The sequence below is a fragment of the Paenibacillus beijingensis genome, from assembly GCF_000961095.1.
GTDB lineage: Bacteria > Bacillota > Bacilli > Paenibacillales > Paenibacillaceae > Paenibacillus_O > Paenibacillus_O beijingensis.
In genome coordinates this window covers 3,315,429-3,332,202 of record NZ_CP011058.1, presented here as the reverse complement: position 1 = coordinate 3,332,202, position 16,774 = coordinate 3,315,429, and the positions used below count along the sequence as shown (strand labels likewise).

General features: G+C 45.8%; 18 protein-coding genes. All 18 read right to left on the bottom strand.

Annotated elements, in window-relative coordinates:
• Positions 1-11: 11 nt before the first annotated feature.
• The 18 genes from VN24_RS15015 to VN24_RS14930 all read right to left on the bottom strand — a co-directional run bounded on the left by VN24_RS15015 (position 12) and on the right by VN24_RS14930 (position 16,549).
• The gene (locus VN24_RS15015; RefSeq protein WP_045671057.1) at positions 12-533 is read right to left on the bottom strand and encodes a hypothetical protein; all 522 of its coding nucleotides are present in this window, start codon (positions 531-533) and stop codon (positions 12-14) included.
• Between the two features lie 114 nt (positions 534-647).
• Positions 648-1,151, bottom strand: a complete 504-nt coding sequence (locus tag VN24_RS15010; protein WP_045671056.1) for a GNAT family N-acetyltransferase — start codon at positions 1,149-1,151, stop codon at positions 648-650.
• Positions 1,152-1,215: 64 nt separating this feature from the next.
• Positions 1,216-1,578, bottom strand: a complete 363-nt coding sequence (locus VN24_RS15005; RefSeq protein WP_045671055.1) for a DUF423 domain-containing protein — start codon at positions 1,576-1,578, stop codon at positions 1,216-1,218.
• A 44-nt stretch (positions 1,579-1,622) separates the two neighbouring features.
• A complete protein-coding gene (locus VN24_RS15000) occupies positions 1,623-2,687 on the bottom strand; it encodes an undecaprenyldiphospho-muramoylpentapeptide beta-N-acetylglucosaminyltransferase (protein WP_045671054.1) in 1,065 nt (354 codons plus the stop codon).
• A 38-nt stretch (positions 2,688-2,725) separates the two neighbouring features.
• Positions 2,726-3,283, bottom strand: a complete 558-nt coding sequence (locus VN24_RS14995; RefSeq protein WP_045671053.1) for a GNAT family N-acetyltransferase — start codon at positions 3,281-3,283, stop codon at positions 2,726-2,728.
• A 31-nt stretch (positions 3,284-3,314) separates the two neighbouring features.
• Complete coding sequence (locus VN24_RS14990; RefSeq protein ID WP_045671052.1) at positions 3,315-4,232, bottom strand: ADP-ribosylglycohydrolase family protein; 918 nt, start codon at positions 4,230-4,232, stop codon at positions 3,315-3,317.
• Between the two features lie 22 nt (positions 4,233-4,254).
• Positions 4,255-4,881 (bottom strand): hypothetical protein, encoded by a 627-nt coding sequence (locus VN24_RS14985; protein ID WP_045671051.1) that lies wholly within the window; start codon positions 4,879-4,881, stop codon positions 4,255-4,257.
• Between the two features lie 172 nt (positions 4,882-5,053).
• A complete protein-coding gene (locus VN24_RS14980) occupies positions 5,054-5,635 on the bottom strand; it encodes a TetR/AcrR family transcriptional regulator (protein WP_045671050.1) in 582 nt (193 codons plus the stop codon).
• Positions 5,636-5,796: 161 nt separating this feature from the next.
• Positions 5,797-7,344 (bottom strand): fumarate hydratase, encoded by a 1,548-nt coding sequence (locus tag VN24_RS14975; protein WP_045671049.1) that lies wholly within the window; start codon positions 7,342-7,344, stop codon positions 5,797-5,799.
• A gap of 50 nt (positions 7,345-7,394) precedes the next feature.
• Positions 7,395-8,264 (bottom strand): nitrilase family protein, encoded by an 870-nt coding sequence (locus VN24_RS14970; protein ID WP_045671048.1) that lies wholly within the window; start codon positions 8,262-8,264, stop codon positions 7,395-7,397.
• Positions 8,265-8,330: 66 nt separating this feature from the next.
• On the bottom strand, positions 8,331-9,146 hold the full coding sequence (locus VN24_RS14965; protein ID WP_045673334.1) for a carbon-nitrogen hydrolase family protein: 816 nt from the start codon (positions 9,144-9,146) through the stop codon (positions 8,331-8,333).
• A 143-nt stretch (positions 9,147-9,289) separates the two neighbouring features.
• Positions 9,290-9,997, bottom strand: a complete 708-nt coding sequence (locus tag VN24_RS14960) for an ABC transporter ATP-binding protein (RefSeq protein WP_045671047.1) — start codon at positions 9,995-9,997, stop codon at positions 9,290-9,292.
• Complete coding sequence (locus tag VN24_RS14955; protein ID WP_052702976.1) at positions 9,994-10,749, bottom strand: ABC transporter ATP-binding protein; 756 nt, start codon at positions 10,747-10,749, stop codon at positions 9,994-9,996. The genes VN24_RS14960 and VN24_RS14955 overlap by 4 nt, the downstream gene beginning before the upstream one ends.
• Positions 10,750-10,754: 5 nt before the next feature.
• Positions 10,755-11,705 carry a branched-chain amino acid ABC transporter permease gene (locus VN24_RS14950; protein WP_045671046.1) on the bottom strand — a complete coding sequence of 317 codons (951 nt, stop codon included), beginning with the start codon at positions 11,703-11,705 and terminating at the stop codon, positions 10,755-10,757.
• Positions 11,702-12,544 (bottom strand): branched-chain amino acid ABC transporter permease, encoded by an 843-nt coding sequence (locus VN24_RS14945; RefSeq protein WP_045671045.1) that lies wholly within the window; start codon positions 12,542-12,544, stop codon positions 11,702-11,704. Before VN24_RS14945 ends, VN24_RS14950 begins: the two co-directional genes overlap by 4 nt.
• A 65-nt stretch (positions 12,545-12,609) precedes the next feature.
• Positions 12,610-13,848, bottom strand: coding sequence for a substrate-binding protein (locus tag VN24_RS14940; RefSeq protein ID WP_045671044.1), 1,239 nt, complete (start codon positions 13,846-13,848; stop codon positions 12,610-12,612).
• A gap of 434 nt (positions 13,849-14,282) precedes the next feature.
• Positions 14,283-15,332, bottom strand: a complete 1,050-nt coding sequence (locus VN24_RS14935; protein WP_052702975.1) for a sigma-54 interaction domain-containing protein — start codon at positions 15,330-15,332, stop codon at positions 14,283-14,285.
• Positions 15,333-15,619: 287 nt separating this feature from the next.
• On the bottom strand, positions 15,620-16,549 hold the full coding sequence (locus VN24_RS14930) for an aminoglycoside phosphotransferase family protein (RefSeq protein ID WP_045673331.1): 930 nt from the start codon (positions 16,547-16,549) through the stop codon (positions 15,620-15,622).
• Positions 16,550-16,774: the final 225 nt, after the last annotated feature.

Genomic DNA, 16,774 nt, shown 5'->3' with positions numbered 1-16,774 from the left:
CGGCAGTGGCATCAAGCGTATCCGCCTACAGGCTCCGGCAGCTCCTTGTAGGCCGCTTTATTTTTCACAAGCGCAAAAATATCGTCCCGCAGCCGTTCCAGCTGCCGGGCGTCTTCGGTAACGTTGCAGTATTCCCCGGACCAGTGCAGGTATGTGATCTGTCCGTTTATTCGTACCTTCCACTTATCCTCCGAGTGAGGCGTGACGCTGCAGTTTACCTTCTCGGGCTTCAACACCTTTTCGCCGACAATGTTCATTTTTCGCATATCCGCATAAATTTGCGCTATCTCATCGGGAGTGAATGTCAGCGGCGCAGAGGCGGTTCCGTTCACGATCAAATCTTTCGTCACGGTATGATTGAACGTGTTGATTTCATTCCGGCTGCCATAACCGAATTGCACGGAAAAGGCAAAGTCTTCCGGCATTGTCTCCGGCATTGATGCCGATTGCTGCTGCCCGGTCCCATCAGCCGTGCGGCAGCCTGTCAACAACCAGACAATAATCAGTGCCAACAAAACAAAATATCTCTTCATGACAGCCCCCCTCCCGTTACGCGAGTGTGCAGTGGAATCTGCTACCCTAAACGTAAAGAAGAGGATAAATGTTGCATTCGAAATCGACCTGAGATGACCCGTTAGTACAGTAAATCAGAATTTTAGAACCATTAAGTCCTCATCAAAATATTTCCCGTTGAATTTTAAGACGTTTCGTTCCACGCCATACACCTCGAATCCGACGGATTCGTATAGTTTCTTTGCGGAATCGTTATTAGATACAACGGTTAAGTTTATTTGTTCCAAACCATCGCAGTCTCTTGTCTGCCTTATTAGTTCAAGCATGAGTGATTTTCCAAGTCTCTTTCCTCGCAGCTCCGGTGCTACATACATCCCGTAAACATTCCCTTTATGCGCAGCTTTAAGACTGTTTACACGTACAAAAGTCACCATTCCAACTAACGAACCACGTTCGTCAAAAGCCCCCAGAACAAATTTGTCCTTTGTCGGTTTTATTCGCTCAGCTACCGTTTCCAATGAAAAATCCACTTCTCTTTCATACGTGGATCCAAATGCGTCCGGGTTGATTTGTAACGAACTCAATCGTAAATCTTGGTACAATGGAGCATCTGATTCTTGCAATATACGTATAGTCATCGTTTCTCCTTTCGCAGTGCTCTCCTATTTTTGTGGCGTCAAGAGACTGTCGTCACCCGGACTATTATGCGAAGGCAAACATTAGAATAACCCAGCCCGTCAAAAAGGCGATGCCGCCGAATGGTGTGATGATGCCGAGCTTTCGAATGCCGGTTAAACTGAGCGCATACAGACTGCCGGAGAATAGAACGATTCCCGCAAGCAGGAACCACCCGGCAAGGACGACTTGAGAAGAATGATCCGCGTTTTCCGCGATCACTCCGAGCAGGAGCAAACCGAGCGCATGGGCCAAGTGGTACTGGATCCCCGTCTGATAGACCTTCATCGTGTCCTCGGTCAGCTTTTTCCGGAGTGCGTGCGCCCCAAACGCCCCTAAAGCAACCGCAAGAAACATAGCGAGACTTCCGAGCAGCAACAACGTCTTCATGAACAAACTCCTCCCAATGTTAAAAACAGCACAATACATTTTTTCTATTTTGCCGATTGCTTAATTAATTCAAAAACGACAGATAACGCATCCTTCTGTTCAAAGTTCCCCATATTTTTGATGTAAGCTTGACGGTTTCCAAATAGCTGTACAATTTCGCTTATCATCGTGTTGACGGTAAGGTGCTCTTCGAACAGCACTTCACAAAAACCGGACTTTTTAAACGAAGCCGCATTTAATAGCTGGTCCCCGCGACTCTGCTCTTTTGGTAATGGAATAAGCAGCATCGGCTTGCGAAGCGCTAATAATTCAAAAATAGAATTTGCACCTGCTCGTGAAATAACGACGTCAGTCATCGCCAGCACATCCGCAAGTTCTTCATTAAGGTATTCGTATTGTTTATATTCCGGACAATGAATCGAAGAATCGATCTGACCTTTGCCGCAAAGGTGAACGATTTGAAATCTTTTTGTAAGTTCATCTATTCCTGTTCGTATCGTTTCATTAATTTTTCGCGATCCCAGACTGCCGCCCATAATAAGCAATACCGGTTTATTATCGGTAAATTGGCAGAACTGTCTCCCGCGGTCCGCACTCCCTAGCTTTAGATCCTGACGAACAACAGGTCCGACATAATGATTCTTGCCCTTGGGCAAAAACGTTTCGGTATCGGGAAAGGTCGTACACACCCCCGTCGCAAAAGGAATGGACAAGCGGTTAGCCAATCCTGGCGTAACGTCGGATTCATGAATAATGAACGGAACTTTATTGAGCCAGGCGCCTAAGACGACCGGAACGGAAACGAACCCGCCTTTCGAGAATATAACATTCGGCTTTTGCCGCTTAATCAGAAGATAGGCTTGGAGAACCCCTTTCGCAACCTTGAACGGATCTTTGACATTCTGCCAGTCAAAGTATCTTCTTAATTTGCCGGTGGCAATGCCATGGTATCGGACCGCTGAAAGGGCGGAAACAAGCTGTTTTTCAATACCGTTCTCCGAGCCGATATATTCAACGGACCAGCCTTCTTGAAGAAATCGCGGAATGAGCGCAATATTGACGGTCACATGACCCGCGGAACCTCCGCCCGTAAACATTATTTTTTTCATTGCTCACCTCAACGGGGTCGAATACAAAACACGACGCATCATTCGGAAACCGGGACGTTCTTCTCCCAAATTTCTTTATCCAAAATCATTTCCAAATTGCTCCATTGCACACCTTGGCTTGAAGTATAAGCATTTTCCGTCATTTTCCCTTTCTTGAAGCCGACTCGTTCATAGCAACGGATCGCGGTGTTATTGATGTCAAAAACATTTAATCGGATTTGTTTCAGGCCGAATTGCGTGAATCCGATTTGTACGGCTTTTTTCAACGCCAATGTTCCAATTCCGGAACCTCTCCGGCTGGAGTCGCCGATAATAAACCGACAGATTACCGCTTCCTTCTTCATGGAATCGAAACGGCACAATTGCAAAGAACCTATCATTTCATTGCTCGTTATTTCAACAATCTTGTAAATAAACACATCCGAGTCAAGCGAATTGATCCCTTTATGATAATGGCTTTGCATTTGTTCGACTGTCAGAGGAAATGTATAAGTCAATCCAGACCATTGAACCATAAAGTCTTGATCACGATGATTGATCCAATTAACGATTGTATTAAAGTCCGATTCGTTTAATAGCTCCAAATGAATGTCCATTTTAGCCCCCCGGTCCTACTTGCATTGTCCATTAGCTCATTGAATGCTGCAGCTTACTTGAGTAATCGAGAATCAGCTCTTTCATCGCCAATTGATCCGCCCAATGCTTTGGAATACCGTCCAATCCGTAAAAGGCGCCGGCGAGCTGACCATACACGGCTCCTGTAGTATCCGCGTCGTCTCCGAGGTTGACGGCCAACAGTACCCCCTCTTTGAAGCTATTTCCATGATAAAATGCCCATAGTGCAGCCTCTAACGACTTGACGACATATCCGCTCCCCTGAATATGCGGGGGGTGAAGTCTTTTATATGACCCCTTATATATATCACCTATTTTCGGCGCAAGCGGCTCCTGAGTCCATAAAAAATCAAACGTTTCCGGATGCAGCAGCTCTTCTTTATCCATTCCTTTTGCTGCTGCAGCGATCATGACGCCGAACAGCCTGCAAGCGTCAACGCATTCCTTAGCAGCGTGTGTTGTTCTGGAGCTAATACCTGACCATTTCGCAGCCTCAGCAAGATCCTCAAAAAAATACAAAGGAACCGGAGCAAGCCGCATAATCGAACCATTACCTGCCGAATACGGGTTTTCTGATCCACTGAAAGGCTCTCCCGTACGCTCAAACCTTTGAAGAGCCTCGGCGGTTGCATTTCCGATGTCGAAGCATACTCCTGTCGAGCTAAGGTGGCCGGTACAATACCACTTCACATACCGCTCCATTTGGTCAATGGGATCAAATCTCTTTCTGAATATCAGACTCTCTGCCAAACATAAAGCCATCGATGTGTCGTCGGTCCAACTGCCTTTCGGCAAGTCAAATACCCCTCCGCCAACCATATCCGAAACCGGGCTAAACGTTCCGGGAGCTTGAAACTCTACCGTAGTACCGATCGCGTCGCCCACCGCTAATCCAATTAGACTGCCTTGGAAACGATTAATCAAGATCATGAACCTCCGGAAAAGTGATGGATTATTGAGAAAATGAAATCTCATTTGTATCCAGATCTAATATCCTTGACCGGATATCATTCTTAGATATGAACACAGCCTCGCCATTTTTATCAATGCAATAAGCAATGGGTATGGAAACACCGCTATCCCGAAACGAGCCGTCTGCGTGACTAGTGCCAATAATCATCGTTCTATACGTAACGGCTATTTTTTTCGCTTCGTTTATCCATTCTTCAAATTGCTCTTCACTGAACATGCCCACACCAATCGGATGAACAATTAGATCAATTTCATGTACTTCATTATACTTCAACCCTTGTACGACTAACTCGTCACAAAGGATATGACCGATTTTCAAGCCATTTTCAACAGCAAAAAGCATCGGGCTGTACTTCACCCGGTCAAGAACGATTTCACCTGCCGCATTAATAATGATTGCTCTATCTTTGGGACGATCCTGCAGTCTTCTATGTCCTCCGATTAGCATCGTATTATAACTTTTTGCCAAAGCACAGGCTTGTTCTACATTTTCATTCAAGTATCCTTCTGGAAATATGACAGCATTAACTGAGGGATTATTTCTCAATTCTTTTTCCAGTTGAAGAATCGTATTTTCGAGTTTTGGCTGAATGATCAGGAATTTCATTTGAACCCCCGTACACTTTTATTCAAAAATAGAACTGCACGTAAGCGGAGAAGGCTGCCAATCCATTACTTCCGGCAGCCTTCTCCTGACTATAGTTGATTTCGATATGCAGAGTCCGTATCCTTCGATCCAATTCAACTTTCGTCCTTATACTCAAATTCTTGTACTCGATTTATTTAAGCAAGGAAAGAGTTACCGCTATAGAATTATCAATAAACGACCTTTCAGGACGAGACTTTATCATCACGGAAAGTCCGATTAGCGACACGACTAATGTTTGTGCTAAAGCTTTAGCGTTCGTATCGCTTTCAAGCTCACCTGATCGAATGCCTCGTTCAATGGTTTCTTGAAATATTGCCGAAAGATACATCTGATGTTCCCTTGTAAGAACTTCAAATTTTTCATCATGAGGCGCAAGCTCCACCATTGTATTGATACAAAAGCATCCAAAGTTGAAGCTTTCTTCATACTTCTCAACGATTATATTTTCAAAAAAAGAACGAAATGCTTCTTTTACAGATGAACTTTTTTGAAGATTAGCCCGGACATAGGAAGCATGAGATCGCGTATATTTTCGTAATGAGGCTTCGAACAGTGCTTTTTTGTCTCCAAAGGCCGAGTATATGCTTGGTCGCTGAATGCCCATTCTTGACGTTAAATCGCTTAGCGAGGTAGCTTCGTAACCCTTCTCCCAAAATAAATTCATCGCTTCTTTCAATGCCTTGTCCTCATCAAATTCGCGCGGCCGAACCATCACAAACCCCTCTTTTCATATCGATCGGTATGTTACAATAGTAGTATTTGAATCATTTGTTGTCAAATTCCGATAACAAAACGAACTCCCTTCATTAAAAAAGGAGTTCGTTTTCCGTTACTGCCACCGAAGGATCGCTCTCATCTAATCCTTATATTCGATTACTTGAAAAAAGGCTCTTTAAGTTTAATTAATTTTTCGAGTGAATCATGCTCAACATCAGCGTGCAAGCTGTTACCGCGAGAGTCCATCGTCACGATCGCTGTAAAACCTTCGGTTTGCAAGTGCCACATTGCCTCCGGGATGCCAAATTCCATGAAGTGCACTCCTGTCACCTTCTTAAAGCACTTGGCATAATACTGTGCCGCGCCGCCAATGGCGTTCAAATAAACGGCTCCGTATTCCTTGAGCGCCGCCAGCGTCTTTTGCCCCATCCCGCCTTTACCGATGACCGCGCGAATTCCGAATTTCCTGATAATATCGCCTTGATATGGCTCCGTGCGGATGGAGGTAGTCGGACCGGCTGCTCGTACGCTCCAAGCCCCGTCGGCGTCTTTGCTCATTACCGGTCCGGAATGGTAGATTACCGCGCCGTTTAGATCCACGGGGCAATCGTGATCCATGAGATATTTATGCAGCGCGTCGCGTCCGGTATGAATCAGACCGTTGATGACTACAACGTCACCCACTTTCAACTGACGGATCTGATCTTCGCTGATCGGGGTGTTCAGGAAGATTTCGCGGCGGCTCTCCATTTGATCGCCCGGCTTCCCGGAGGCGCCTTCGGCCGTAATATCCTTCATCGAAATACCCGTTCCGCTCTTGTAAATCCAACCCTCAATCTTACCCGTACCTGCATTGAGGGTGACGCCCTGTCGGCGGAAAGCCCAGCAGCTGTAGGAAACAGAGACGAAGAAGCTGGCTGGCAGGCGGTTTGCTGCGCCGATCTTGCAGCCAAGCAGCGATACTTTTCCTCCGAAGCCCATCGTGCCGATCCCGAGCTTATTGGCATTCTCCATTACGTATTCTTCCAGCTCCCGAAGCTCCGTGTTCGGGTTTATATCGTCCACCGCGCGGAAGAGCTGCTTTTTGGCGAGCTCGTAGCCCGAGGCGCGGTCGCCGCCGATGCCTACGCCGATAAAACCTGCACCGCAGCCTTGGCCTTGCGCCTGATACACGGCATGCATGATGCATTTGCGAATGCCGTCCAGATCGCGGCCGGCCTTGCCCAACCCTTCCAGATCGGCCGGCAAACTGTATTGAATGTTTTTATTTTCGCAGCCGCCGCCTTTGAGGATCAGCCTCACTTCGATATTGTCTCGTTCCCACTGTTCGAAGTTGATGACCGGCATTCCCGGTCCGACGTTTCCTTGATTATCGCCTGTCAGCGAATCAACGGAGTTCATTCGCAGCTTGCTGTCCTTCGTCGCTTGCGTGACGGCTTCCAGGATCTTCTTTTTCATGGCGATTTGGTTTACTCCGACAGGACAGCGGATCATAAACGTTGGCATACCTGTATCCTGGCATATCGGGGATACGCTGCTTTCCGCCATCTGAATATTTTCGGCAATCGTCGAAAGAGCCAGTGCGGAACGTGTCCCCTTGTCCTCATGCTCCTGAGCGGCGTGAATCGCCTTTCGCACGTCAGCCGGAAGATTCGTGGACGTTTCAACGATTAAATCGTATATGCTTTTCTGGAAATGATCCATGCATCAGGACTCCAATCTCCTGCTAACTCTTGCTCCACCATCAGGGCAAGTTATCTGGCTTTAACCCGGCCCTCTTTGTAACCAAGCAGCACGTCGTACATGTCGGTCCGCCGATCGAACAGCATGTCGTTATATTCGCTCCAATGTCTTCTGCTTGAATCGCCAAGATCCACTTCGGCAATCAAAATGGTATCTTCCTCTGCAGTCGCCTGCTTGACCGCCCAGCCATTAGGACCGGCAATCAGGCTGTTGCCGAGAAATTTGGCGCCCCGCTCGTCCCCGATTCTGCTTGCTGCCGCAATGTACACATTATTTGCCTGCGCCGCAGCCATCGTGTGATAAACAGGCATGCAGCGTCCCGTTTCATCGTACAATTGCCCGGGGGTATACACCCAGTTGTTCAAGGTGCAAATCAGTTCGGCCCCCTGCATCGCCATAATCCGGAACGTTTCCGGATACCAGATGTCCCAACAGATCAACATCGCGATTTTTCCAAATTCCGTATCAAATACGGGAAAGCCTGTATTGCCGGCGCTAAAATACAATTTTTCGCGATTCCACAAATGCGTTTTCCGGTACTTTCCGATATACCCATTCGGGCCGATCAAAACACTGCTGTCATACAGAAGCTCTCCATCTCTTTCCACGAAGGAGCCGATAATGTAAACGTTCAGTTCACGGCTAAGCGAAGACCATAATTCGACACTGCTTCCGTTTACCGCTTCACTATGGGCAATGGCTTCTTTCCGGTTTTGGAACACGTAACCCGTCACGTTCAGTTCCGGAAACAGGATCAGATTGGCCCCTTGTTTTGCCGCTTGACGGATTGTTGCTTCGGAAAACTTCAAATTGTGCTCCCTGTTTTCTACGCCTACTTTCGGATCGCATTGCACCACTGCCAATTTAATTCCGTTATCCATTTCAATCACTCCTGGTTCCTTATTTTGTCCTTCTTGATCCAAGTTTGAGCTTCATTGAGGATAAGATCAGATGTTTTCAAATTCCTTCTTAAATAGCAGCTTATTACGATCCCGCAGATAGGGAAGCGCTCTGCGCTGCTTGGCAACCGTATCAAGATCGATCTCCGATACAATCACTTCGTCTTCTGCAGCAGCCTCGGCAAGTACCCGCCCAAGGGGATCTGTAATGCGGCTGTGGCCGCCGAAGGTCGCCCTCTCTTTCTCTGTTCCGGTCCGGTTCGACGCGATCACAAAGATGCCGTTTTCGAGCGCTCGCGCCCTTGTCGCTACATCCCAAGCATACAGGCGGGGCTGGCCGTAAGCGGAAGGATAGAGTACGATGTCGGCTCCTTTCAAGGTCAAAATTCTGGCCCCTTCCGGAAACCCGATATCGTAACAAATTTGCAGCCCTATTTTCCCAATAGGGGTTTGGAAAACCGGGTAAGAATCCCCTTTGGCAAAGCGCGTATTTTCAGGATCCCACAAATGCGTTTTGCGATAAGTGCCGATCAGTCCTTCCGGCCCCACTAACAGGGCCGTATCATAGACGACACCGACGCTTTCTCCCGACTCCATAATGGCAGCGGCAATATAGATTTGATACCGGTGAGCAAGTTGCTCCATCCACCGGGTCGTCTTGCCCGGAATTCGTTCTGAAAGGTTCACATCTTCGTCTTCAACCAGATAACCGGTATTGAACAACTCCGGCAATACGATAAGTCGAGCGCCTTCCTGTACGGCTTGTTCCACCAAATGCTCCGCTTTTTTCAGGTTAGCCTCGCAATCGTACAGAACGGTGTTCATTTGAATCGCTGCGACCTTGATTACTTTTGCGTTATCCATCGACACGTTGAGAACCTCCTCCCTCTATTCATAATTTATTACGTACCAATCAGTATATTATACCGATAGGTATGTAACTACGCTAGTTAATATACCTTCCGCAAACAAAACCTGTCAAGTCCTTATTTGCCAGACTTGCCAAATTAAATGACAAGATTTTCCTTCAATATCTCGTCTTTATCGATTAATGCTTTCGAATCGCCCGAGTAGACGATTTTTCCTTTGACCATAATATAAGCTTTCGACGTCATTTGCAGCGCTAGTTTGGCGTTTTGCTCCACAAGCAGGATTGGGAGCCCTTCGCGGCGATTGGTTTCACACAACACATCGGCAATTTCTTTCGTAATAGAAGGTTGGAGACCTTCTGAAAACTCATCCACAAGAAGCAATTTCGGTCGTGCCAATAACGCTCTCGCAATGGAAAGCATTTGCTGTTCGCCGCCGCTCATCAAACCTGCCGCTAAATTTTTCCTTTCCTCCAATCGAGGGAATAATTTATACACGGATTGAATCTGTTCCCGTTTGACACCTTTGGCGTAGAAACGGGCAACCTCCAAATTTTCATAAACGGTCAGTCTTGGAAAAATCCCTCTGTTTTCGGGAACAATGCGTATGCCCGAGCGTGCGGCCTCATGAACGGACCAGCGATCGATGGATTGGCCGCGGTACAAAACGGTTCCCTCTGTCTTGTTTAACAAACGCATCACGCTTTTGACAAAAGTCGTCTTGCCAACTCCGTTGCGGCCGATTAACGCAATCATTTCCCCTTCTTTGATTTCGAGATTGACGCCGTGCAAAACATTCGCTCCGTCATAGCCGGCCTTTAATTCGTCCGTCTCCAAAATATTCATAGTGCGACACTTCCCAAATATATTTCCTGAATAAACGGATCGTTCTCCAATTCATGCAGCGTTCCCTCGCGGACCAGATTGCCTTTGTATAGAACCGAAATGACGTCTGCTATTTCCCTTACGAACTCCATATCGTGTTCTACAATGACAACCGACATCTGCCTGCGAATCTGGTTCACCAGATCCGCAATTTCCTGAGTTTCCTTAACCGTCATACCAGCTGTAGGTTCATCCATTAAAAGAACCTTCGGCTTTTGGACGATCGCCATCGCCATCTCCACCCGCTTTTTTTCCCCGTGCGATAATGAACCTGCAAGTCTGTCCGAAACATGCAACAAGCCGGTCTGCTCCATCGCATGCTGTATTTCTTCCGTATCGTTTTTGTTTGGAAACAGACACTTTATGAGCGAGCCGAATCGACGGTTTGCTTGCAAAGCAAGCAATACATTATCAAACACAGAGAACAGCGGAAAAATACGCGGGGCTTGAAACGTGCGCACCAAACCTAATTTTTGCCGTTCATTTACGGGCAAACGGGTAACATCCTTGTTCTCGATTCGAATACTACCGGAATCCGATGACAGCAAACCGGTTACCAAATTGAAAAACGTCGTTTTACCGGCACCGTTGGGACCGATAATGCAGCGCGCTTCATTTTTCCCTACCCGGAAATGGATGCCTTCGGCAACAACGAGCCCTCCAAACGATTTTTTTAAATTCTCGGTGCTTAAAACTGATTCTTGAATTTCCAAGAGCTTCACCCCTTTTTGATCATACGATGAAGCAGACCTGCCGATCCGCCAGGTGCCATGATCACCATAACAACAAAGACGAGTCCGATTACGAGCATGTATGTTTCCTGAAAACTGCTGCTCAACGTCGATTCCCCCAATTTCAAAACGATGGCAGCCAACATAGGTCCGATCAAGGTGCCGGTTCCCCCAAGAGCCACCCATATCAATACCGACATGCTGAACGCGACGCCGAACAGATCGGGATATGCGATGCCGGAAACAGGAACGAACAGCGCTCCCGCAATGGAAGAAATGCAGGCTGTGATCAGATGGACGGTCATTTTTACCCTCATCGGATTATATCCCATCGTTTCCAATTTGGATTCGTCATGGCGCAGCGCTTTCGTTACTTTGCCGAACTGCGAATGCACTAAAGTCCATAAGGCGAGAAACAAGACAAATACTGTTAAGATTACAAAAAAGTAATAAGAGGTGTGAGACTGAAAAGAGACGTCCAGTCCAAAAAGATGGAATGACATCAGCGGCACATTCGTAATCCCGTTCGATCCGCCGGTAAAATGGTATAGACTGATCGCGAGCTGCTGGACACCGAGAGTAAGGGCGAGTCCTATCAAACCGAAATGAACTTGTGAAGCTTTCACCCTGAATCCGACATAACCGATCACACTCGCAATGATGACGGACAAAACCATCCCCGCAATAAATAAAAGCAACGAATCAAACCCGTGTTTTAAACCATAAGCCATTGTGTACGAGCCGATGCCAAAATATAAAGCGGAGCCGAGGTTTAGAATTCCCGCATAACCATACGAGAAATCGACGCTTGCAGCAAATAATCCGTAAATACAGGCCGTTGCCAACAAATCCAATTGATATTCCGGAGCAAAGAACCCGACAATGATGCACAGAACAGGAAGAACGAGAACGAAACGATATCTTACTTTATTCGTCATTTCTTTGAAAACACCCCTTGGGGACGGATCCAGATGATTACGATGACGATAATCAGAACAATCATCCAAGATTTGGTCGTGTCCATATAATAGCTAAACCCATTCTGCAAGCCTCCGATTATGGCCGCTCCCCCGATGGTGGAAACCATTGATTCGAATCCGCCCGTCATGACCACAAGGAAAGACTTTGTAACGTAATCGATCCCCATCAATGGCGATATGCTTACAATCGGCGAAATTAAGGCACCCGCAAGTCCTGCCAATGCGGACCCCGCTACAAACCCATAAGAATAAACCCGTTTTGTATGAATCCCCATCGCCTCTGCCATATCCGTTCGGTCCATGGTGGCTCGTACCAGAAGTCCGGCGCGTGTTTTTTGGAGTACAACAAAAATAGCCGCCAAGATGATCGTGCTGATGAATAGAATCATCATCCGGTAAGACGGGTATTCAACGCCAAATACCGAAATCATAGACGTCATTGGAACGTCAACAAATTGCCCCTGCGGACCGAATGTCAGCTTGATTGCTTGTTGGATTACGATACCAACTCCCCAAGTAGCCAGCATGGTGGCTAAATTCCCGCTTTTATATAAATTTCTTACAACGACGATTTCGATTAACCCTCCCGCAATACCCGCAATACAAGTCGCGATCACCGCAGCCACCCAAAAATGGAGACCGGCTTGAGTCAATACGAATACGGAGTAAGCGCCCAGCATTACGATATCGCCATGTGCCATATTAATGACCTGCATTAAGCCGAGTATGATATACAGGCCCACAGCAACTACCGCAAGAACGGCAATCGATGTTAATACATTCAACACATTCTCCATTCCATCACCTCTTTAACTAAAATGGCCGCCAGGAAATGAGAACCTGCCTAATCTCAGTTCTGAACCTATTGTTCTATGGAGCAGCCGATAAAACCCGGGTGATTGCTCATGCCTAGATCTTGCACAATTTGATAATCGCCATTATTGATTTGCATCATATAGACATGCTGCTTAAAAATGTGATTTTCTTTGTCGATTTCAACTTCTCCTTGCGGCAGATTCAATTTCAACCCTTCCAAGGCCGCTACGACGGCATCGGCATCGGTCTTGCCGGCTTTCTCCACAGCAGCCTTCAGTGCCATGACGGCGCCATAAGTACCTGAGGAAGCCGTCGGTCCGATCGGATATTTGGGGTTAAACTTATCTTTAAATGCCTTGATGAAATTTGTGTTCGCTTCATTCTCGAGAAGACCGCTGTAACGATTGACAACATAAACGCCTTCTGAGATCTTGCCGATGGCTGAATAAGATTCCGTATCAAACGTCGCCGAACCGGTCACCGCCATTTTTTCAAAAATGCCGAACTGCCGAGCTTGTTTAACGAATGTCACACCGGTTGTACCCGGAAGAGTTAAAAACAGAATGTCCGGCTCCGCCTTCTTGATCCGGTTAATAATCGGCGAATAGTCCGTAGTATCGGTTGGCGCATAATCGCTTCCGACGACCTCCCCGCCTTTTTCAATTACGATTTTCTCCGCGATGTCATTCATGAAATGGGGGAACACATAGTCGGCTCCGACAAAGAACACTTTCTTGCCAAACTTGTTCATCATCTCCGGCAAGAACTTGTCGAGCAGCATCTCAGGGGTTGGTCCTGAGGCAAAAATATATTTCGCCTTTTCTTGTTTGTTGTTCAAGCTGCACGTCTTGCATTCTCCATCCAGGGAATAAATAAATGGAATCTTGCTTTCTTCCGCAACCGGTACGACAGCCAATGTCTCTGCGCTGCTTCCCGTCCCGATCAGAAACTGGACCTTGTCTTTATTTATAAGCTGCTTCGCTTTTTCAGCGGCTACTGCAGGATCGGATTTATCGTCTTCGATAACCATTTTTACAGGCTTGCCCATTATCCCCCCTTCTTTATTGATCATTTCTTCCGTAATCAGCGCTCCCATTTTGATCGCTTCGCCGTGGGTGGACATAAAGCCCGTTGTCGGGGCAAGAACACCAATTTTGATCACATCAACCGAGCCGACAGATTTGGCTGCCCCGGAGTTTGCCGTTGGAGCGTTCTGCTGTTGCCCTCCGCATCCTCCCATGATCAAAACGATTAAAATAGCCATTATAAACGTCGACTTTCTCATCTGCAGTCTCCTTTAAAAATAAAATATGAGATGAACCGATTTTCAACCATGCGCTTTGTTTTTCATTTGCTTATTAAGCCTCCCCTTTAGTGGTATATTGCGGATACAAAGCATTTATAGCACGATGTAAGCAAATCTCACAACAAATCTAATGTAAAAAAATATGCATTTTCGCATAGTAAATACCTTTAAAATCCCTTCTCTTCGGTGAAAAACAATGGAATAATAACAAAATAAAAATTATGCTCTGATGCATACCCCTTATGATTTCTGCACAACCAATGGTTAAGGAGATTTACATCACGTTTTCAGGAAAATTATTAATGCCGATATGATGTAAGGTATTGAGAGCGAAACGCGCATAAAAAAATGCATTTCTGTATAGAGGGAGGTTATAAGTCCCTTCGCTATACTGAAATGCATTCGAACGATTATTATTTCTTTAATCGCTGCAGCTTCCTGCTGATTGTTGATTGGTTGACTCCGAGAAATTCCGCCATTTTGGTCGTTGAGTGAAATTTTTCCATAGCCATTTTCAGCAACTCGTTTTCCAACAATTCAATAGCTTCTTTGAGTGGAATGATCCGGTTTACTTCTACACTTTTCCTGTATTCTCTATTCAAGCTCATCGATTCGGGTAAATCCTCTGCGTCAATCCAGGGCTCATCAATCATCACCAATAGACGCTCCACAATACTTTGCAGTTCACGAACGTTTCCAGGCCAGGAATAGTCCTGCAACTGTTTTAGAAGTTTTGGAGTGAATTTTTTTTGCATATGATATTGATTGTTGATTCGTCGGGTAAAATGTTGTACGAGGGGAACGATGTCTTCCTTTCTTTCCCGTAAAGGGGGGATATTTATCGGAACGACATTGAGATAATAGAAGAGATCTTTGCGAAACCGGTTCAATTTTACGTAGTCTTCCATATTCTTATTTGTCGAAGTAATAATGCGGATATTTACCGGAACGGGTTTGCCGCTGCCGGGTTTTACGTAATATTTGTTCTGCATCAAATGCAGCAGTTTTGTCTGCATGTTCAAAGAAAGCTTGTCGATGTCATCCAGGAACAGCGTTCCTCCATTGGCTGCCTCAATAATACTTGTTTGAGCGGGGTTTAACCCGCTTCCGAACAATTCGGCCTCCAAATAGGATTCCTGCAAGACGCCGCAATCAAAAGTAATAAACGGACGATCTTTTCTTTTACTCCAACTGTGTATGCAATAAGCAAGCAATTCCTTCCCTGTACCTGATTCCCCGGTCAATAGCACGGTTGAATCAACACTGGCGATTTTTTTTGAAATCAAAATGATTTTATCCATTTTTTTGCTTTTGTACGTCATCTTCTTTTCCAATTCATGTTGGCTGCGAAGGTTCATCATTTCTTGGCGTTCTTCCTCTTTAGTTTCATCGGTTACAATGATCCCGCCCGGAAGAACATCCACGATCTCCAATAATTCATCCCTGGACAATAAAGTCGACATGTCCTACCCTCCCTCGCCCGAATCCATGAATGGAACATCACAATTCCGCAGCTGTCCAGCAACATAACCTTATTTCATATCGTTCGGTATAATATGATATTATTCTTTGAAACAGTTGTTGTCAACTCCGATATTGCCATTAATCCTTACAAAGCTTTAATTTCACCATCATTGACAATAAATCTCGAGTCTCTTCGCTCTCTTGAATTAACCTCTTGACTGTACACTCTTGTCAAAGCTAATAATTTTTTCATACCATTGAGTATGTTATGCCAATCCCCCATTGTTCAACCTTCAATAAATCGCATTGCGCATCGGGAATGATGTTCAGCGAGTTCTTTTGCAAATTGTTGATCTGGAAATCCTCTATGAAGCAGCTTTAAACCGCCCGAAGTTAACGATATATGGTGATGGAATCGATAGAATAACATCCTGTTGGGATCAAGGGAATCATTCTTCAGATAACGGTAATAATCCCCAAACCGAAACTCTAAAAAACTGTGTTCATGTTCAATATCAAAGAACGCAGCCCCTTCGATATCGATCAAATAGGGCTCTAAATTGTCATTTACCAATACGTGGTCTGGACCGAGTTCCCCATGTATAAATCCGTACCGGTTTCTGGGTTCAATTGTTGATTCCAGCATATACAAAGTATCAAGCAGCTTGCTTTGATTGGCCCGAAAGCTGTCAATATATTGGGAAGCGTAGGATAGTTGGTTTTTTGCATTCTCTAATTTCAAGGAATGAGCATTTGCCGTGTTGCCCCCGCTATTATTCACTTTCCCGTAGGTGTGCCTTTCGTTGGCATGCATGGCAGCAAGCATATCCCCCAACTGCTGAAGCACTTTATCTTTAACCCGTGAATCGGAATGATGGAAATAGGCTTCTGCCTTTGATCCATCCACATATTCAACAAGAGCGTAATCAAAGGGGTAACGGTTTCTTTCCTTGTTCAGATCATAAAGGGCGGGCGTTCGAATTCCATGCTGCGATAAATATTTGCTATTCATTTCAAATAAATCGCTGCCATAGGATCGCTCATTTATATCTTCGGCCGCTTTCTCTGCTTGGAAATAATTCATGGCAAGATCCCACACATACAAAACGCAGGAAAATCCATCGCGGCAATCGATCTTGTAAACGACCTTTTGCGCACCGCCATGCATCTTCGATACACTCGCTAAAAAATAGCCGGTGCCAAAAACCTTCTTCATATACTCTTGCAGATCAGCTTCATCGAGGTGACAAGTATATTCCAATGAACAACACTCCATTTCTTCGGTTTTTGCCGGCAACTCAACTGTATAAAAAATTTAACCAGATGTATAGACTGTTTCTCAATGATTTGTTATGATTTTGAATAAGGTGTCGAAAAAAATACTCATACGAAAAGCCTCTGGAACTTGTTCCAAAGGCTTTTCGCTCATGACAGCCCTCGA